Annotated in this window: 18 protein-coding genes; 10 read left to right on the plus strand and 8 right to left on the minus strand. The window is 74.7% G+C overall.

Annotated elements, in window-relative coordinates:
* Positions 1–5 precede the first annotated feature (5 nt).
* Both QWY29_RS01440 and QWY29_RS01445 read left to right on the plus strand, forming a co-directional pair.
* A complete protein-coding gene (locus QWY29_RS01440) occupies positions 6–2,261 on the plus strand; it encodes a glycoside hydrolase family 15 protein (RefSeq protein WP_300958873.1) in 2,256 nt (751 codons plus the stop codon).
* 67 nt (positions 2,262–2,328) lie between these two features.
* Entirely contained in the window at positions 2,329–3,129 is an 801-nt protein-coding gene (locus QWY29_RS01445) for an ERCC4 domain-containing protein (protein ID WP_300958874.1), read from the plus strand.
* A gap of 165 nt (positions 3,130–3,294) precedes the next feature.
* Here QWY29_RS01445 and QWY29_RS01450 read toward each other — a convergent pair whose 3' ends face one another.
* The 5 genes from QWY29_RS01450 to QWY29_RS01470 form a co-directional block, all read right to left on the minus strand.
* On the minus strand, positions 3,295–4,236 hold the full coding sequence (locus tag QWY29_RS01450; protein WP_300958875.1) for an NADP-dependent oxidoreductase: 942 nt from the start codon (positions 4,234–4,236) through the stop codon (positions 3,295–3,297).
* An 11-nt stretch (positions 4,237–4,247) separates the two neighbouring features.
* The gene (locus QWY29_RS01455) at positions 4,248–5,006 is read right to left on the minus strand and encodes an MOSC domain-containing protein (protein WP_300958876.1); all 759 of its coding nucleotides are present in this window, start codon (positions 5,004–5,006) and stop codon (positions 4,248–4,250) included.
* Between the two features lie 2 nt (positions 5,007–5,008).
* The gene (locus QWY29_RS01460; protein WP_300958877.1) at positions 5,009–6,154 is read right to left on the minus strand and encodes an acyl-CoA dehydrogenase family protein; all 1,146 of its coding nucleotides are present in this window, start codon (positions 6,152–6,154) and stop codon (positions 5,009–5,011) included.
* Positions 6,155–6,176: 22 nt separating this feature from the next.
* Positions 6,177–7,334, minus strand: coding sequence for an acyl-CoA dehydrogenase family protein (locus tag QWY29_RS01465; RefSeq protein ID WP_300958878.1), 1,158 nt, complete (start codon positions 7,332–7,334; stop codon positions 6,177–6,179).
* Positions 7,335–7,485: 151 nt separating this feature from the next.
* Positions 7,486–7,887, minus strand: coding sequence for a VOC family protein (locus tag QWY29_RS01470; RefSeq protein WP_300958879.1), 402 nt, complete (start codon positions 7,885–7,887; stop codon positions 7,486–7,488).
* A 62-nt stretch (positions 7,888–7,949) separates the two neighbouring features.
* On the opposite strand from QWY29_RS01470, the gene QWY29_RS01475 reads away from it, so the two are divergent.
* From QWY29_RS01475 to QWY29_RS01490, 4 genes are all read left to right on the plus strand, one after another.
* The gene (locus tag QWY29_RS01475; protein ID WP_300958880.1) at positions 7,950–8,960 is read left to right on the plus strand and encodes an aldo/keto reductase; all 1,011 of its coding nucleotides are present in this window, start codon (positions 7,950–7,952) and stop codon (positions 8,958–8,960) included.
* Positions 8,957–9,319 (plus strand): rhodanese-like domain-containing protein, encoded by a 363-nt coding sequence (locus QWY29_RS01480; RefSeq protein WP_300958881.1) that lies wholly within the window; start codon positions 8,957–8,959, stop codon positions 9,317–9,319. The genes QWY29_RS01475 and QWY29_RS01480 overlap by 4 nt, the downstream gene beginning before the upstream one ends.
* Positions 9,316–10,491: a 23S rRNA (uracil(747)-C(5))-methyltransferase RlmC gene (gene rlmC / locus QWY29_RS01485; RefSeq protein ID WP_300958882.1), complete on the plus strand. Its 1,176-nt coding sequence runs from the start codon at positions 9,316–9,318 to the stop codon at positions 10,489–10,491. Before QWY29_RS01480 ends, rlmC begins: the two co-directional genes overlap by 4 nt.
* A gap of 74 nt (positions 10,492–10,565) precedes the next feature.
* Positions 10,566–10,982 carry a hypothetical protein gene (locus tag QWY29_RS01490; RefSeq protein ID WP_300958883.1) on the plus strand — a complete coding sequence of 139 codons (417 nt, stop codon included), beginning with the start codon at positions 10,566–10,568 and terminating at the stop codon, positions 10,980–10,982.
* A gap of 28 nt (positions 10,983–11,010) precedes the next feature.
* Here the strand turns inward: QWY29_RS01490 and QWY29_RS01495 are convergent, their stop codons facing one another.
* Positions 11,011–11,400 carry a DUF2237 family protein gene (locus tag QWY29_RS01495; protein WP_300958884.1) on the minus strand — a complete coding sequence of 130 codons (390 nt, stop codon included), beginning with the start codon at positions 11,398–11,400 and terminating at the stop codon, positions 11,011–11,013.
* 103 nt (positions 11,401–11,503) lie between these two features.
* Here QWY29_RS01495 and QWY29_RS01500 point away from each other — a divergent pair, with 103 nt between their 5' ends.
* A complete protein-coding gene (locus QWY29_RS01500) occupies positions 11,504–11,650 on the plus strand; it encodes a hypothetical protein (protein WP_300958885.1) in 147 nt (48 codons plus the stop codon).
* A gap of 35 nt (positions 11,651–11,685) precedes the next feature.
* On the opposite strand, the gene QWY29_RS01505 is transcribed toward QWY29_RS01500, so the two are convergent.
* A complete protein-coding gene (locus QWY29_RS01505) occupies positions 11,686–12,945 on the minus strand; it encodes a DUF1501 domain-containing protein (protein WP_300958886.1) in 1,260 nt (419 codons plus the stop codon).
* An 8-nt stretch (positions 12,946–12,953) separates the two neighbouring features.
* Entirely contained in the window at positions 12,954–14,537 is a 1,584-nt protein-coding gene (locus QWY29_RS01510) for a DUF1800 domain-containing protein (RefSeq protein ID WP_300958887.1), read from the minus strand.
* Positions 14,538–14,743: 206 nt separating this feature from the next.
* On the opposite strand from QWY29_RS01510, the gene QWY29_RS01515 reads away from it, so the two are divergent.
* From QWY29_RS01515 to QWY29_RS01525, 3 genes are read left to right on the plus strand one after another with little or no spacing between them, the layout of a single operon-like run.
* Positions 14,744–15,379 (plus strand): dienelactone hydrolase family protein, encoded by a 636-nt coding sequence (locus QWY29_RS01515; RefSeq protein WP_300958888.1) that lies wholly within the window; start codon positions 14,744–14,746, stop codon positions 15,377–15,379.
* A gap of 4 nt (positions 15,380–15,383) precedes the next feature.
* Complete coding sequence (locus QWY29_RS01520; protein WP_300958889.1) at positions 15,384–15,893, plus strand: gluconokinase; 510 nt, start codon at positions 15,384–15,386, stop codon at positions 15,891–15,893.
* Positions 15,893–17,302: a GntP family permease gene (locus tag QWY29_RS01525; protein WP_439117374.1), complete on the plus strand. Its 1,410-nt coding sequence runs from the start codon at positions 15,893–15,895 to the stop codon at positions 17,300–17,302. Before QWY29_RS01520 ends, QWY29_RS01525 begins: the two co-directional genes overlap by 1 nt.
* Positions 17,303–17,327 lie beyond the last annotated feature (25 nt).

Below are 17,327 nucleotides of genomic sequence, written 5' to 3' on the forward strand. Positions count from 1 at the left end.
GAGCCTTGCTCCGCCCCTCCCGGAGGTACGCCGTGCTCGCTCGCCTGCTGCCGTTCCCCGTCGCTGCGGCCCTCGCGCTGGGCGCACTCGCCGTGCCCATCGCGTCGCCGGCGGCGCCACCGCCGCCCGACCGGCCGGCCCGCGGCGAGAACTCCACGTGGACCGAGGCCGACAAGGCCGGCTTCGGGACCGCACGGACGCGTCGCAGCCGGGTCTGGTTCACGCTGCAGCGCGGACGCGTGAGCGAGGTGTTCGCGCCGGACCTGTCGACGCCGAGCGTGCGCAACCTCGAGCTCGTCGTCACCGACGGGCGGACCTTCACCGATCGCGAGAGCACGGACATGACGCACGCGACGTCGAGGCCCGACGAGCGGAGCCTGCGGTTCCGGCAGGTCAACACCGACGAGGACGGGCGGTACCGCCTGGTCAAGGACGTCGTGACCGACCCGCGCCGCGACGCCCTGCGGGTGCGGGTCCGCCTGGAGTCGCTCGACGGGGCGGCGTACCAGCTGTGGGTGGTGCACGACCCGGCGCTCGACAACGGCGGCATGGACGACCGCGGCCGCACGGTGGGCGGCGACCGCCGCGGCCGGGCGCTCGTGGCCCACGACGCGGGTGCGGAGCGCGGCCGGGTGGCGAGCGCGCTGGTGGCGCGGCCCGGTCTCGGCCCGACGAGCAACGCGGTGGCCGGTCCGCGCGACGGCTGGCGCGACCTGCGCGCCGACCACCGGCTCGACCGTCGTCCTCCTGCGTTGCGGCGCGCGGGGAACCTCGTGCAGGTCGGCCGCGTCGCCGGCGTCGACGGGCGCGGCGACCGGCAGCGCGCGGTGCTGACGCTGGGGTTCGGCACCGAGGAGGCCGGCGCCCTCCGAGCGGCCCGGACGTCGCGGCGCGAGGGCTGGGCGGCGACGGCGGAGCGCTACGACCGCCAGTGGCACCGCTACCTCGCCGGGCTCCGCGGGTCCGGCGGTGTACCCGCTGCGGCGGAACCCGTGCGGCGCACCTACCTCGCCTCCGCGCTCGTGCTGGCCGCGGCCGAGGACAAGGCCCACCCCGGCGCGATCATCGCCTCGCCGTCGGCGCCGTGGGTGTGGGGCGACGAGGTGCCCGACCTCTCGAGCCCGTCCGGGGCGTACCACCTGGTGTGGGCGCGCGACGCCTACGAGTTCGGCACGGGGCTGTGGGCGATGGGGGACCGGCGGGCCGCGCGACCGGTGGTCGACTGGCTCTTCAAGGTCCAGCAGCGCCCCGACGGGTCCTTCCCGCAGAACTCCACGGTCGACGGCGAACCGGTGTGGGACGAGCTCCAGCTGGACGAGGTCGCGCTGCCGATCGTCCTTGCGCGGCTCACCGGTCGCACCGGGCCGCGGGCCTGGGCTGGCGTGCGGCGGGCCGCCGAGTTCGTCGCCGGCTTCCGCGACCCCGAGACCGGCCGGCGCGCGCCGTACTCCCCGCAGGGGCGGTGGGAGAACCAGGCGGGCTACTCGCCCAACACCATCGCCGGGCTGGTCGCGGGCATGGTGGCCGCGGCGGACATCGCGCGGCAGAACGGCGCGCGGGCCGACGCTCGCCGCTACCTGCGGCTCGCCGACGCCTGGCAGGCGCGCCTGAAGCGGCTCACCGTGACGCGCAACGGGCCGCTCGCCGACGCGGCGTACTTCCTGCGGCTGAGCAAGGACGGGCACCCCTCGCGTGGCACGCGGTACGCCATCGGCGACGGTGGTCCGGCCTCGGTCGACCAACGGCGGGTGGTCGACCCGAGCTTCCTCGCGCTGACCCGGCTCGGCGTTCTGCCCGCCGACGACCCGGTCGTCGCGTCGACGCTCCGGGTGGTGGACCGGGAGCTGCGGGTGGAGACCCCGAACGGGCCGTTCTGGCGGCGGTTCAGCTTCGACGGGTACGGCGAGACCCGCTCCGGTGGGCAGTGGCGGATCACCGAGGACGGCTCCCGGGAGACCCTCGGCCGGGCCTGGCCGCTCCTCACCGGTGAGCGCGGCGAGCACGAGGTCGCCGCCGGCCGGGACGGCACGGCGTACCTCGCCACCCTCGCCGCGGCCGCGGGTGCCGGCGACATGATCAGCGAGCAGGTCTGGGACGGCCGCGCGCCGACCGGCCGTCCGTGCTGTCCTGCCGGTGAGGGCACCCGCGCCGCCACCCCGCTCGTCTGGTCACACGCCGCCCTCGTCCGCCTCGCGTGGACCGTCCAGCAGGGCCGCCCCGTCGACCAGCAGGAGGTGGTGGCCCAGCGTTACGCCCGCTGAGCCCGCGGGTGAGCCAAGGTCGGCCGGCGCGGCGGACCGGATCGAGGAGTGGCCCGACGACGCCGAGGTGGTCGAGCGGGTGCCGGTGCGCTCGTGCGTACGTCGCGGCGCGTCGATCGACCTGGTGCTCGACCGCGGCCGCGAGAACCGCTCGCAGTTCGTCATGTCGTTCGCCAAGGGCGGCCGCCAGGCGATCTTCTGGCAGACCGCCCGCACGACCAAGCAGGCCCGGCCCGCGGTCGCGGTGCCGACGGCCCGCGCGAGCGGGCTGACCGGGCTGGAGGTGGTGGTCGACTCCCGGGAACGCTACGCCTGGAAGTTCCCGGACTCGGTGACCACCCGCCGCGGGCGGCTGGCTGCCGGTGACTACGCCGTGCTGAACGGCGACACGGTGGCCGGCGCGGTCGAGCGGAAGTCGGCTGCCGACCTGGTGTCCTCGCTGACGAGCGGGAAGCTGCGCTTCCAGCTGGCCGCGCTCGCGGCGCTGCCGCACGCGGCGGTGGTCGTCGAGGAGCGCTACGCGAAGACCATCCAGCACGAGGTCGTGCGCACGTCCGTGGTGGTGGAGGGGCTCACCGAGTGCCAGGTCCAGTTCCCGAACGTCCCGATCGTCTTCTGCGACACCCGCGCTCTCGCGCAGGACTGGACCTACCGCTTCCTCGCCGCGGCGTACACCCACGCCGGCCAGGACGACGCTGGGGCCGACTACTTCGGGAGGCTCGCCGCCGCCCCCGGCCTGCCACCCCGGGAGCCGACCGCCGCCGAGATCCGCGCCTGGGCGGTCGCCGAGGGCATCAGCCTCTCCGACCGGGGCCGGATACCGGCCACCGTCCGGGCGGCGTACCTCGACGCACACCCCGCCGGCTGAGGACACGACCGGCCGAATGTGCCGACTCGGCCTGCCAAAGGTGGCGACTCGGCCTGCCAAAGGTGGCGACTCGGCCTGCCAAAGGTGGCGACTCGGCCTGCCAAAGGTGGCGACTCGGCCTGTCGGAGGTGGCGACTCGGGCTGTCGGAGGTGGCGACTCGGCGGTCAGGTGAGGTCGAGGACGAGCCGGCCGCGGACGCCGCCGGCGGCGAGGCGTTCGTGGGCCTCGCCGGCGCGGGCGGCGGGGACGACGTCGGCGACGCGAAGGGTGAGGACGCCGGACTCGGCCTGCTCGCGGAGGCCGTCGAGGAGGTCGGCGCGCTCGGCGACGTCGCGGACCCAGACGGCGTGCACGCGCAGGTCGCGCCGGCCGTCGCCCTGGTAGCCACGGACGGTCGCCACGGTGCCGCCGTCCTTGACCGCGGGCAGAGCCTTATCGTCGAGCACCGCGCCGTCGGCCAGCCCGTCGACGCCGTCGGGGTAGAGCTCGCGCAGCCGGTCGGCGACGTCCTCGCCGCGGCGCACGACGACGTCCGCGCCGAGCGAGCGGACCAGCTCCTCGTCCTTCTCGGCCGCGTCGGCGACGACGGTGAGCCCGTCGGCCTTGGCCAGCTGCACGACGTACCCGCCGAACGCGCCGGCAGCTCCCGTCACTGCCAGTACCTGGCCGGGCTCGAGGGCCATCAGGTCCAGGGCGTGGCGGGCGGTGAGCCCGTTCATCGGCAGCGTGGCGGCCTCGGCCGGGGTGGTGCCGGCGGGCGCACGGACGACCGAGCCGGCCGGCAGCACGACGTCCTCGCGGTAGGCGCCATGGGCGCCCTGCGGCACGACGACCGCCATCACCGGGTCGCCGGGGGAGAGGTCGGTCGCGACGTCGGGGCCGACCTCGAGCAGCTCGCCGGCGACGTCCATGCCGGGCACGTCCGCCACGTCGGCCGAGCGGTCGGCGTCGTGGCGCCAGCCCTCCCGCACGATCGTGTCGGTCGGGTTCACCGCCGCGGCGGTCACCCGCACGCGCACCTGTCCCGGTCCCAGCGGCTGCTGCGGGACGTCGACCTCACGCAGGGCCTCGGGCCCGCCGTACTCGATCACTCCGATGGCTCGCATGGTCCCCATGTCTACGTCGGGCGATCAACCTCGACCGTGCCGGGCACGACGACCTCGGCGTCGACGGCGCACAGCAGCTCGCCGGTCGCGGCACGCGGGCGGTACGCCGCCAGCGCGGCCAGCACGCGACCACCGCGCTCGCCGGTGACCGGGTCGAGGTCGACCACGGCGCAGCGCGGCACACGCGAGGTGACCCGCACCCGGGCCGGCCCCAGGTCGACCTCCCGGCCGACCCACGTGTCCTCGGCGTGGGGCTCGTCGGACCCGACCACGAAGGTCGGTCGCAGCCGCGCGGCCAGGTCGTCGACGCCCAGGCCGGTCCGGGCCGCGAGCTCGCGCAGCGTGCCGGTCGAGACGAGGGTGACCGCGCCGGCGTACACGACCCCGCGGCGGGGCGCCGCCGCGAGCCGGACCGGCTTGCCGAGGTGGGCCGACAGCAGCGCGGAGTGGGGGCCGTCGAGCAGGTCGAGGGTGACCGACCGGCCCCAGTAGTCGCAGGTGAGCACCTCGCCCGAGGATGACGCGGCGCCGGGGGCCGTCGCGCCCGACGGCAGGGTGAGCGCCGGCCCGTCGGGCGAGGGGACGGCGGAGACCGCGACGAGCGACGGGTGCTGCACGGTGCGCAGCACCCGCCGCTGGTCGACGTCGACCACGCACCACGCCCGGTCGCCGACGGGTCCGGCTCCATCGAGCCGGACCGCGTCGTACGACTGGTGCCGGGTGCCCTTGACCGGCGCGAAGCCGGCCCGGACCACCCGGGGCGCCGGCACGCTCAGGGCAGCGGGTCGACTTCCGCGTGGTCACCCACCGACGCGGCGAGCGCGCGCAGGTGGTGCGCCGCGTCGCCGAGCAGGTGGTCGAGGAAGGTCAGCCGGCTGGTGTAGGCGCCGATGGAGTACTCCGCGGTCATGCCGATGCCGCCGTGGAGCTGGATCGCCTCCTGGCCGATGTGCCGACCCGCGCGGGCGACCTGCAGCGACGCGCGCTGCGCGGCCTCGGCGATCTCCGCCGGCGACCCGGACGCCACGACCATCGTCGCCCAGACGGCCAGCGACTTGGCCAGCTCCAGGGAGATGTACATGTCCGCGGCCCGGAACGTCAGCGCCTGGAAGGTGTTGAGCGTGACGCCGAACTGCTTGCGCGAGGTGAGGTACGCCGAGGTGGTGCGCAGCGCGGTCTCCATCGCGCCCACCGCCTCGTTGCACGCCATGATCCGCGCGAGGTCGGTGACGGTGGCGATCGAGGCCGCGACGTCCGCGCCGGCCTCGCCGAGCGGCGTGGCGGGCGTGCCGTCGAGGGCGACCTTCGCCGCCCGGCCGCCGTCGTGCGTGGCGTACCCGGTGCGGGTCAGGCCGGAGGCGTCGCCGGCCACGAGGAAGAGGCCGGTGCCGCCCTCGGGCAGCATCGCGCTGACGACGAGCACGTCGGCGCGCTCGCCCTGGATGACCGGCTCCTTGACGCCGGTCAGCGTCCAGGTGTCGCCGTCGACCGAGGCGGTGGTCGCGGTGGCGTCGTTGGCCCAGCGGCGGCCGGGCTCGGCCAGCGCCGGGGCCAGCACGCTCTCGCCGGCGCTCAGCGCACCCAGCACCTCGGCCCGCTGCTCGGCCGTGCCGACCGCGCTGACCAGCCCGCCGGCCCACACGACCGAGGTCAGGTAGGGCTCGGGCGCGACCACGCGGCCGAGCTCCTCGGCCACGATCGAGATCTCGACCGGGCCGGCGCCGACCCCGCCGTCGTCCTCGCTGAAGGGCAGGCCCAGCAGGCCCATCTCGGCCATCCGGCCCCACTGCGACTCGTCGAAGCCGGGGTCCTTGGCAACGGTCTGGCGTCGCTGCTCGTAGTCGGAGTAGGCCTTGCCGACCAGGCCGCGGACGGCCTCGCGCAGCGCCTGCTGCTCCTCGTCGTAGGTGAAGTCCATGTCGAAGTCCTTCCCGTCCCGCTCAGAGGCCGAGGATCGTCTTGGCGATGATCTGGCGCTGGACCTCGTTGGACCCGCCGTAGATCGATGCCTTGCGGAGGTTGAGGTACGCCGGGGTGGCGCGGCGCGACCACCACGGGAGGTCGGAGTCGTCCCCGGCGCCGGAGGCCAGCGAGGCCGGTCCGGCGAGGTCGACGACGAGCTCGGAGACCGCCTGCTGCAGCTCGGTGCCCTTGAGCTTGAGCACCGACGAGGCCGGGTGCGGCTTGCCGTCGGCGGAGTGCGCGACCACGCGCAGCGCGGTCAGCTCGAGGGCGAGCAGGTCGTTCTCCAGCTCCGCGATCCGGCTGCTGAGCATCGGGTCGTCGAGCTGGTCGGTCTCGCGCGCCCACTCCTTGGCCTGCGCGAGCACGCGCTTGGTGCCGCCCACCGGTGCGACGCCGACGCGCTCGTTGCCGAGGAGGAACTTGGCCTGGGTCCAGCCGGAGTTCAGCTCGCCCACCATGTTCTCGGCCGGGACGCGCACGTCCTCGAACCACACCTCGTTGACCTCGTGGCCGCCGTCGATGAGCTCGATCGGGCGCACGGTCAGGCCCGGCGAGGTCATGTCGATGAGCAGCATCGAGATGCCCGCCTGCTTCTTCACGTCCGGGTCGGTGCGGACCAGGGTGAAGATCCAGTCGCCGTACTGACCCAGCGTCGTCCACGTCTTCTGCCCGTTGACGACGAACTCGTCGCCGTCGCGGACCGCCGTGGTGCGCAGCGAGGCCAGGTCGGAGCCGGCGTCGGGCTCGGAGAAGCCCTGGGACCACCAGATGTCGAGCTTCGCCGTCGCCGGCAGGAACCGCTCCTTGATCTCCTGGGAGCCGAAGTGCGCGATGACCGGACCGATCATCGAGGCGTTGAAGGGCAGCGGCGCGGGCACGTCGGCGCGCTGCATCTCCTCGTGCCAGATGTGGCGGCGCAGCGGGGACCAGTCCTGGCCACCCCACTCGACCGGCCAGTTCGGGACCGCGATGCCGCGGGCGTTGAGCACCCGCTGGCTCTCGACGATCTGGTCCTTGGTCAGCTCGCGGCGCTCCGCGACGGCGTCGCGGATCTCCTGCGGGACCTCGGTGGTGAAGAACGTCCGCATCTCGTCGCGGAACGCGGCGTCCTCGGCGGACAGCTCCAGCTGCATCGGCAACCCTCCCGGCTCGGCGGCAACGGTCGTCCGACCGCGCGCACGCCACCGTAGCCGGGCGCACCGACCGCGCGCCTCGTGCCGGGCGCCCAACGGACCCGGGCGCCCGCCCGCCGCCGGCCGCCGCCGGACACCAGGGAGCGGGCGGTCAGCCGATGTCCACCAGCCACTGCACGCCGTACCGGTCCTTGAGCTGGCCGAAGACGTCGCCCCACATCTGCTTCTCCAGCGGCACGTGCACCTCGCCGCCCTCGGCGAGCGCGTGGAACCAACGGGTCAGCCGCTCCTCCTCGTCGCCGCTGAGCGCGATGGTCACGGTCGCGTCGCCGGGGGTGAGCGTGGTGCCGGGCGGGAGGTCGGAGGCCATGAACATCAGCCCCTCCTCGGTGCGCAGCATCGCGTGCATGACGCCGTCGGCGCCGGCGCCCTCCGTGCCGTACTCGCCGAAGGTGTTCATCGTCAGCTCGCCGCCGAGCACGGACTGGTAGAAGGTCATCGCCTCACGGGCGGTGCCGTCGAAGTGGAGGTAGGGGCTCAGGTTGAGGTTCATGCCGGGGTGGACCGGCGCGGGGCCGTGGACTCATCGTTGGGCCGGTCGGTCAGGATGGCGACATGGCTTCCCCGCAGAGCAGCATGGACTCCCGCACCCTCGGCCGCACCGGCCGCGACGTCTCGGTCGTCGGCCTCGGCACCTGGCAGCTGGGGGCGGACTGGGGCGAGGTGAGCGAGGCCGACGCCCGTGCCGTGCTCGAGGCGTCGGTCGAGGCCGGGGTGACCTTCTTCGACACCGCCGACGTCTACGGCGACGGCCGCAGCGAGCAGGTCATCGGCGGGTTCCTGGAGGACCACGACGGCATCACCGTCGCCACCAAGATGGGCCGTCGCGTCGACCAGGTCCCGGAGAACTACCGCCTCGACGCGTTCCGCGAGTGGACCGACCGGTCGCGCCGCAACCTCGGCGTCGACACGCTCGACCTGGTGCAGCTGCACTGCCCGCCGACCGCGACGATCGAGGACGACGCGACGTACGACGCCCTCGACACGCTCGTCGCCGACGGCGTCATCGCGGCGTACGGCGTCTCGGTGGAGACCGCCGACCAGGCGCTCGCCGCCATCGCCCGCCCGCACGTGGCGAGCGTCCAGATCATCCTCAACGCCTTCCGCCTCAAGCCGCTGGACCGCGTGCTCCCCGCCGCGCAGGAGGCGGGCGTCGGCATCATCGCCCGCGTGCCGCTGGCCTCCGGCCTGCTGTCGGGGAAGTACGACGAGTCCACGACCTTCGCGGACGACGACCACCGCACCTACAACCGCGACGGCAGCGCCTTTGACAAGGGCGAGACCTTCTCCGGCGTGGACTTCGCGACCGGCGTGGCCGCGGCCCGGGAGTTCTCCCGCCTCGCCGCCGAGCACGGCCCCGAGGGCGCGACCGCCGCCCAGGTCGCGCTCGCGTGGGTGTGGCAGCAGGCCGGGGTCAGCACGGTCATCCCGGGCGCCCGCAACCCCGACCAGGCCCGGGCCAACGCCGCCGCCGGCACGCTGCCGCCGCTGTCGGCCGAGCTCCTCGACGGGGTCCGCCGGCTCTACGACACCTCCTTCCGCGAGGCGGTCCACGACCAGTGGTGAGGCTGCTGCTCGCCCCGCTGCTGCTCCTGGGCCTCGTGCTGGCCCTGGGCGCCTGCGCCGACGACACCAGTGAGGTGCAGCGGCTGATCGAGGGCGACGCGACCGTGGTCGACGTCCGCACCCCCGAGGAGTACGCCGCCGGCCACGTGGAGGGCGCGATCAACATCGACCTCTCGGCCGACGACTTCCGCGAGCGCGTGGACGAGCTGCCCCGCGACACCTACTACGTCCTCTACTGCGCCAGCGGCGCGCGGGCGGCCCGGGCCGTCGCGGTGATGCGCTCGCTCGGCTTCGGCAGCGTCGTCAACGCCGGCGGCTACGACGCGCTGGCCGAGCTCGGCGTGACCACCACCCGATGATCCTGAGCCAGTCGGTCGCGGTCCGGTGCGACTACTTCGACAGCGGCCGGTGTCGGTCCTGCGCGCTGCTCGACCAGCCCTACGAGGCACAGCTGGCCGACAAGCAGCGCGAGGTCGCCGCGCTCCTGCCCGAGCCGGCCGCCGGCTGGTCCGCGCCGGTCGCCTCGGCGCCCGCGGAGTTCCGCAACAAGGCCAAGATGGTCGTCGGCGGGACGGCCGCCGCGCCGACGCTCGGCATCCTCGACGCGACGTTCTCCGGCGTCGACCTGCGGGAGTGCCGGCTGCACACGCGCGGTCTCCACGACGCGCTGCCGGTGCTGGCCGAGTTCGTCGGCCGCGCCGACCTGGCGCCGTACGACGTCACGCAGCGGCGCGGCGAGCTCAAGCACCTCCTGGTCACCGAGTCGCCGTCCGGCGAGCTGATGGTGCGGTTCGTCTGCCGCTCCCAGGAGCCGGTCGCGCGGCTGCGCAAGCACCTGCCGTGGCTGCTCGAGCGGCTGCCGGTCGCGGTCGCGACGGTCAACCTGCAGCCCGCGCACAAGGCGGTGCTCGAGGGGGAGCGCGAGATCGTGCTGACCCGCGCCGCCACGCTGGCGATGCCGTTGGGCTCGTCGGCGGGGGCGGTCACGCTGCACCTGCGGCCGCAGAGCTTCTTCCAGACCAACACCGCGATGGCCACCGCGCTCTACGACGAGGCCGCCGCGTGGGTCGCGGACCTGGCGCCGGCCTCGGTGTGGGACCTCTACTGCGGCGTGGGCGGCTTCGCGCTGCACCTGGCGGGTGCCGGGGGGAGCGGCCCGGCCCGGCGGGTCACGGGCGTGGAGATCAGCAACGAGGCGGTGCGCTCCGCCGAGCACAGCGCCGCGGCGGCCGGCCTGGAGGGCGTCCGGTTCCTGGCCGGCGACGCGACGACGTACGCCGTCAACGCCGCGGCCGTCGACCTGCCCGACCTCGTCGTCGTCAACCCGCCGCGGCGCGGCATCGGCGACCAGCTCGCCGGCTGGCTGGAGACCTCGGGCGTCCCGCACGTCCTCTACTCCAGCTGCAACGCGCACACCCTCGCCGCCGACCTGGCCGCAATGCCGTCCTTCGAGCCGGTGCGGGGGCGGCTGCTCGACATGTTCCCCAACACCCGCCACTACGAGGTGCTGGTGCTGCTGCGCCGCAGGTGACGTCCGCCTCGCCGCGGACGCCCGCGGGCGACCCGCTCGCGGGGGCTGGTCCCGGGTCCGTAGATTGGGTCGACGTGGCCGAGGACTACTGCGAGCTGTGCGACCTCCCGCTGAGCCAGTGCGTGCACGGGCGACCCGAGCCGAAGCCGGCCCCGGTCGAGCCGAAGGCGACGCCGGTGCGCACGCGCAGCACCACGCCGCGCGTGCCCGGCACCCCGGTGAAGAAGTCGGCGCCGCGGAAGTGGACCTCGCCCGACGAGCTCAAGGCGCCGATCGTCGCGCTGCTGCAGGAGCACGGGGGCGAGCTCGACGCCGACGACGTCTTCCCGACCCTCGACGAGCGGCTCGGCGACGCGCTGCGACCCGGCGACCGCGAGCCGTCGCCGACCGGCGAGCCCCGCTGGCAGCTGGCCGCGCGCAAGGCCCGGCGGGCGCTGCAGGACGAGGGCATCATCGAGCCCGGTACGCCGGGCGTGTGGCGCCTGCGCTGATCCTTCTGGGCGCGTCCTCCGGACCGGGTCAGCCCAGCGAGCTGAGGTCCGGCGGCACGTCGACGGCGTGCTCCTCGAGCAGCTCGATCCGCACCACCTCGAGCGCCCGCTCGTTGGTGCCCGCGAGCACCACCGGCGCGGCCGCCCCGGCCTGGTAGGACTGCAGCCACCGGCCCGCCACCACGCACCACGGGTCGCCCGGGTGCAGCCCGGGGAAGCTCCACTCCGGCCGCGGGGTGGTCAGGTCGTTGCCGACCGAGCGCTGGTGCTCGAGGAACTCCGCGGTCATCACCGAGCAGATCGCGTGCAGGCCGATGTCGTCGGAGCCGCACGAGCACAGCCCGTCGCGGTAGAACCCGGTCAGCGGGTCGGTGCCGCAGGGCACCAGCTCCCCACCCAGCACGTTCCGCTCAGCCATGCCCGCAGCCTAGGGCCGTCCCGGGCTGGCAGGGTGGGCCGGAGACCGCGCAGGTGCGGAAAACCCGTGGACGACCGGACCAGCCGCCCGCCACGATGGCGCCATGCGACCGACCGCCACGCGCCCGCACCCGCGCGCGTCCTGGCGCGCGCTGAGCCGGGAGCAGAAGCTGGCCGTGCTCCAGCACGTCCGCGAGCGCCAGCAGCGCCAGGTCGAGGTGGAGATCCGCCGGCTCGGCACGCTCGTCTGAGCTCGGACGTCTGCCTCGTCGAGCCGGGCCCCGCCTCACTGACCCTGCATCACGCCGACCCGCTCGCGCCGGAACCCGGGGAAGACGGCCGCGGTGGAGGCGGTCGTGCGCGACGCGACGACCTCGGCCAGCACGCTGCGGTAGTCGGTGGTGACGGCGAGGTCGGCGTCGAGCGTGTTCTGCAGGCCCGGCCAGGTGCCGAGGTAGCGGCCGCCCTTGACCCCGGCGCCGGCGACGAACATGACGTTGCCCCAGCCGTGGTCGGTGCCGGCGTTGGCGTTCTCGGCGACCCGGCGGCCGAACTCGCTGATCGTCACGAGGGTGACCTTGTCGGCGACCGGGCCGAGGTCGGCGCTGAACGCGGCGACGGCCTTGGCGAAGTCGGTGGCGTTGGTGACCAGGCGGCCGGAGGTGGCCGTGCCCTGGTCGGTGTGCATGTCCCAGTCGCCCTGGTCGACGGTGACCAGCGAGACGCCGATGTCGGCGCGCAGCGTGCGCGCGACGGCGGAGAGGGCCTGGCCGAGGCCGGTGGCGGGGTACGACGCGCTCCGGTCGGGCTGGGCGGTCGCCTGCTTGAGGGCGGCGGAGCCGGCGAGCGAGGTGCGCACGCCGCTGCCCATCGCCGTGGCCGAGGAGCCCCACATGGTCCGCAGCGACCGCAGCCGGGCGTCCTGCGGGTTGGCGGGGTCGCCGCCCGCGACGGTCACGGTCGCGAGGTCCGGCATCGTCATGACCGGCTGGGTCCCGACGAACGAGGCCGGCGCCGCGGCGCTGCCCACGGCGAGGCCCTGCACCGGCGAGGTGAGGGCGTCGGCGCCCAGCAGTCGGTTGAGCCAGCCGACGCGTGCCGAGGAGCCGGGGTCGGCGTCCTCGACCTCTTCCATCGCGGCGAAGTGGGAGCGGTTGGCGACCGGCAGGCCGGTGGCGTGGACGGCGGCGAGCTTCCCGGCGTTCCACAGCGGCACGAGCGGCGCCAGCGCCGGGTGCAGGCCGAACATCGCGTCCTTGGCGAGCAGCGACGCCGCCGGCACGGCGATCCGCGGCCGGGCGGCGTAGTACGTCGGGTCGCCGTGCGGCACGACGAGCGAGAGGCCGTCGGCCGCCCCGCGCATCGAGAGGACGACGATCACCGACGACGCGGGCGCGCCCCAGGCGGTGCCCTGCGAGGTGGTGACGACGGTGGTGCCGAACGTGCTGACGGCGCCGAGCAGGGCCGCGCCGCGGAGCAGCCCGCGGCGGCCGACCGAGGTGGCGGCGTACTCGTCGCAGGAGCAGGAGGAGGTCGTGGCGGTCATCGTGGTCCTCAGTGGTGGAAGTGGGCCGGGTGGTCGAGGAACACGGCGAGGAGCCGCTGGCCCTGCGCCCGCTGCATCAGCCGGTGGGTGCGGGTGACCCGCTCGGTCGGGGCGACGCCGGTCGCCTCGCAGCACGCCTGCAGCAGCTCGGCGGTCGACGGCCGGTGGTGGAGGACCCGGGAGAGGTGGTCGACCCAGAGGTCGAAGGTGATGCTCGTCTGGGGCAGCCAGGCGCTCATCGGTCGATAGGTCACGCCGGTGCCGCCCGCGCCGGCGAGCGTCCAGTGGACGTAGAACGACGCCATCGCCCGCGCCGGGGAGCCCCAGAACGCGTTGGTGTGTGGCTGGCCGTTGGGCGCGGGCCAGGTGAACGGCGCCTGCCCGACCAGCGCGGCGGCGGGGGCCAGCAGGTTGGCCATCGAGGTGTCGTCACGCACCAGCGGCCGGGCGATCGTCGTGCCGAGCACGCGGTGGCTGACCACGACGTCCTCGCCCGGGTCGCGCAGCTTGGCGTCCGCGGACGCGGCGAACTCCGGCGACGCGACGAGCGCCTCCAGCACCGGCCGGATCGCCGTGTCGTGGTCGAGGTAGACCTTCGCGAGCCGGTCGACCAGGCCCTGCGGGGCGTCGTCGCGGACGAATTTGACGACCAGCTCGCGGGCCAGGTGGCGCGCGGTCGCCGGGTGGTGGGCCAGGTAGCGCAGGTAGCGCTCGCACAGCGCCTTGCCGTCCGAGGAGGCGTTGGCGTCACGGAAGCCGAGGACCTGCACGGGGCCGGTCCAGTGGTCAGCGGGCAGGTAGCCGTGGGCCCACGTCCGGCCGACGTCGACGCGCCAGCCGGTGAGGATCCGCGCCGAGGACTTCACGTCGTCCTCGGTGAAGGCGCCGACCCCGACGGTGTGCAGCTCGAGCAGCTCGCGGCCGAGGTTCTCGTTCGGCGCCTTCTTCGTCGACGTCGCGCCGTCGAGGTAGACGAGCATCGCCGGGTGGGTGGTCGCCGCGACGAGCATGTCGTCGAAGCGGCCGAGCGCGTGCTTGCGGATCACCTCGCCGTACTGCACGCGGTACATGCAGTGCAGGTTGCCGTCGGCCGGCACGTGGAGGTGGTTCTCGAAGAACTCCGCGACCTTCTCCAGCACCGGCCGCGGCGAGAGGATGCGGCGCGCGAGGTGGCGGCGGCCGTAGTCCTGCATGACGCGCCAGCCCGCCCGGCGCCCGCTGGTGTGCAGGGCGAGCAGCTGGGTGGGGGACAGGTGCAGGTCGGGCCACCAGTCGGCGACGCCGTCGGCCGCGCCGTCGTACGCCGTGTCGAGCTGGCGCCCGAACCAGGCCCGGCCGCCGCCCGCCGCGGTCACCTCCGCCTCGAGCGCGGGCGTGAGGCCGTAGGAGAAGCGGGCCGCGACGTGGCGGTCGCCCGCGGCGAGCACGCGGGTCCGGGTGTAGCGGGCCGGCTTGTAGCGGCGGGCCGCGGCCGTGGCCGGTGCTGCGGAGGCCGGCGCTGCGGTGGCGAGGGTCGCGACGGCGGTGCCGGCGGCAGCGGCGCTGCCGGTCACGGCGGCGCGACGGGTCCATCGAGGTGCGGGTGTGGTCACGTGGGGGGTCCTGACATTCGGAGGGAGCCTGTCCAGTGTGGCCGCTGGCGGGCCGTCGTGGGTGGTGGACGACCGGGAAAACGGCCCTACCGGCCGGTATCGGTCCCACCGGGGACGGTCGTGTAGTCACAACGGGTCATGCCGGGCGTGGGGCGAACCGGCCGCTGGGTGGCGGGGACCACGGCCGACCGGGTACCTGCCAGCCCGTGAGCCAGCCCGCCAGCCAGCCCCGCCTCCTGCCGACGCGCTCGCCGCGCGACCCCGCGGCGGTGGTGCTCGCCCTGCACGGCGGCGACGTCCGTCCCGGCGACCCGGCGGTCAACCCGTGGCAGCCGTCGGTGCTGCGGATGGTGCCGGTCGCGGCGCGGGTCGCGCGGGCCGGGCGCGGCCGGCTGGCGGTCCACCGCGTGCTCAACGCCGCCCGCGGGTGGGGCACCGACCGCACGCCCGTCGACGACGTGCGGTGGGCGCTGGCGCGGGTGCGCGAGCGGTACGGCGACCTCCCGGTCGGCCTCGTGGGGCACTCGCTCGGCGGTCGGGCGGCGCTGATGGCCGGCCCGGAGCCCGCGGTCGCCGCCGTCGTCGCGCTCAACCCCTGGCTGCACCCGGCCGACGACGTGGACCTGACCGGGCGCCGGGCGCTCGTCGTCCACGGCACCGAGGACCGGGTCGCCCTGCCCGAGCGGGCGCGGCTGGTCGTCGACCGGCTCCGGCGGCGGGCGGACGTCGAGTGGCGCGACGTGCCCGGGGCCGGCCACGCCATGCTGCGGCACGGGCCGGTCTTCGAGCGTGCGGCCGCCGAGTTCCTCGTCGCGGCGCTGCTGCCGCGCGGCGTACGGTGAGGCGATGAGCCACCTCCTGGTCGTCATGGGCGTCTCGGGCTCGGGGAAGTCGACCGTCGGAGCCGCGCTGTCGCAGCGGCTGCGGGTGCCGTTCGCCGACGCGGACGACTTCCACCCCGAGGCCAACATCGCGAAGATGGCGCGCGGGGAGGCGCTCGACGACGCCGACCGCTGGCCGTGGCTGGAGGAGATCGGCCGCTGGCTGGCCGAGCACGAGGCGTCCGGCCGGGGCGGGGTGATGAGCTGCTCGGCGTTGCGCCGCAAGTACCGCGACCAGCTGCGCCACCACGCGCCCGCCACGACGTTCGTGCTGCTCGAGGGTGCCCGCGCGGTCATCGAGCGGCGGCAGGCCTCGCGGCCCGGCCACTTCATGCCGGCGTCGCTGCTGACCTCGCAGTTCGCGACGCTCGAGCCGCTGGAGCCCGACGAGGACGGTGTCGTGCTCGACGTCGACCAGAGCGTGGACGCGATCGTGCAGGGGTACGTGGACGCCGTCGACGGGAGGAGTCGCTGATGCCGCGGACGGACGTCGCCCTGCAGGTGATGGCTGCCGAGGAGCTCGCCGAGCCGGTCGCCGGCGGCTGGCAGCTGGTCACCGCGGCGCTGGTCGCGATCGCGCTGCTCGTCGTCCTGATCACCCTCGTCAAGCTGCACCCGTTCCTCGCGCTCATCCTGGGCGCGTTCACCGTCGGGATCGTCGCGGGGGAGAACATCCTCGACGTCCTCGACTCCTTCTCCACCGGCTTCGGCGACACCACCGCCGGCGTCGGCATCCTGATCGCGCTCGGCGCGATGTTCGCCAAGCTGCTCGCCGACTCCGGCGGCGCGGACCAGATCGTCGACACGATCGTCGGCCGCAGCGGGCCGCGCACGCTGCCGTGGGCGATGGCCGCCGTCGGCGCGCTCATCGGCCTGCCGATGTTCTTCGAGATCGGCCTGGTCCTGCTGATGCCGGTCATCTTCCTCGTCGCCCGACGCGCGCAGGTCTCGCTGATCACCGTCGGCATCCCGGCGCTCGCCGGCCTCTCCGCCATGCACGGCCTGGTGCCGCCGCACCCCGGCCCGCTGACCGCGATCGACTACCTCGGCGCCGACCTCGGCGTCACCCTCGCCCTCGGCGTGCTCGTCGCCGTCCCGACCGTCATCGTCTCCGGGCCGCTCTTCGGCTCGATCGCCGGCCGCTGGGTGGTGCTGGACCCGCCGGACCGCTTCGACGTCCGCGACGACGAGGAGCGCGGCACCGCCGGCGACCGCCGCCCCACCTTCGCCGTCACCCTGCTCACCGTCCTCACCCCGGTCGCGCTGATGCTCGCCAAGGCGCTCGCCGACATCTTCATCTCCGACGAGGGACAACCGGTCCGGCAGGTGCTCGACGTCCTCGGCGAACCGCTCGTCGCGCTGCTCCTCGCCACCCTGCTCGCGATGGTCACCTTCGGCACCGCGCTCGGCACGTCGGTCAAGGACGTCGGCTCGATCATCGAGTCCTCGCTCCCCCCGATCGCCGGCATCATCCTCATCGTCGCCGCCGGCGGCGGCTTCAAGCAGGTGCTCGTCGACACCGGCATCGGCACGCTGCTCGCCGACTGGGCCCGCGACGGCAACATCCCCGTCCTGCTTCTCGCGTGGGTGCTCGCGGTGCTCATCCGCCTCGCCACCGGCTCGGCCACCGTCGCGACCATCACCGCCAGCTCGCTGATGATCGGACTGGTCGACGGCCTCTCCACCGGCGAGACCTCGCTGGTGGTCCTCGCCGTCGGCGCCGGCTCGGTCTTCTTCTCCCACGTCAACGACGCCGGCTTCTGGCTCGTCAAGGAGTACTTCGGCATGAGCGTCGGCCAGACCATCAAGACCTGGTCCCTCATGGAGACCGTCCTCTCCGTCTCCGGCCTCGTCTTCGTCCTGCTCCTCTCCCTCGTCATCTAGCCCCTCCTCTCCCGCTGGTCGAGCA

This window comes from Nocardioides abyssi (assembly GCF_030412915.1).
GTDB classification, from domain to species: Bacteria; Actinomycetota; Actinomycetes; order Propionibacteriales; family Nocardioidaceae; genus Nocardioides; species Nocardioides abyssi.

Excerpts from the sequence above, each read along its gene's own strand:
- QWY29_RS01505 (WP_300958886.1), bottom strand. The coding sequence starts at position 12,945 with ATGACCGCCACGACCTCCTCCTGCTCCTGCGACGAGTACGCCGCCACC.
- QWY29_RS01470 (WP_300958879.1), bottom strand. The coding sequence starts at position 7,887 with ATGAACCTCAACCTGAGCCCCTACCTCCACTTCGACGGCACCGCCCGT.
- QWY29_RS01450 (WP_300958875.1), bottom strand. The coding sequence starts at position 4,236 with ATGCGAGCCATCGGAGTGATCGAGTACGGCGGGCCCGAGGCCCTGCGT.
- QWY29_RS01520 (WP_300958889.1), top strand. The coding sequence starts at position 15,384 with ATGAGCCACCTCCTGGTCGTCATGGGCGTCTCGGGCTCGGGGAAGTCG.
- QWY29_RS01500 (WP_300958885.1), top strand. The coding sequence starts at position 11,504 with ATGCGACCGACCGCCACGCGCCCGCACCCGCGCGCGTCCTGGCGCGCG.
- QWY29_RS01525 (WP_439117374.1), top strand. The coding sequence starts at position 15,893 with ATGCCGCGGACGGACGTCGCCCTGCAGGTGATGGCTGCCGAGGAGCTC.
- QWY29_RS01465 (WP_300958878.1), bottom strand. The coding sequence starts at position 7,334 with ATGCAGCTGGAGCTGTCCGCCGAGGACGCCGCGTTCCGCGACGAGATG.
- QWY29_RS01475 (WP_300958880.1), top strand. The coding sequence starts at position 7,950 with ATGGCTTCCCCGCAGAGCAGCATGGACTCCCGCACCCTCGGCCGCACC.
- rlmC (WP_300958882.1), top strand. The coding sequence starts at position 9,316 with ATGATCCTGAGCCAGTCGGTCGCGGTCCGGTGCGACTACTTCGACAGC.
- QWY29_RS01460 (WP_300958877.1), bottom strand. The coding sequence starts at position 6,154 with ATGGACTTCACCTACGACGAGGAGCAGCAGGCGCTGCGCGAGGCCGTC.
- QWY29_RS01495 (WP_300958884.1), bottom strand. The coding sequence starts at position 11,400 with ATGGCTGAGCGGAACGTGCTGGGTGGGGAGCTGGTGCCCTGCGGCACC.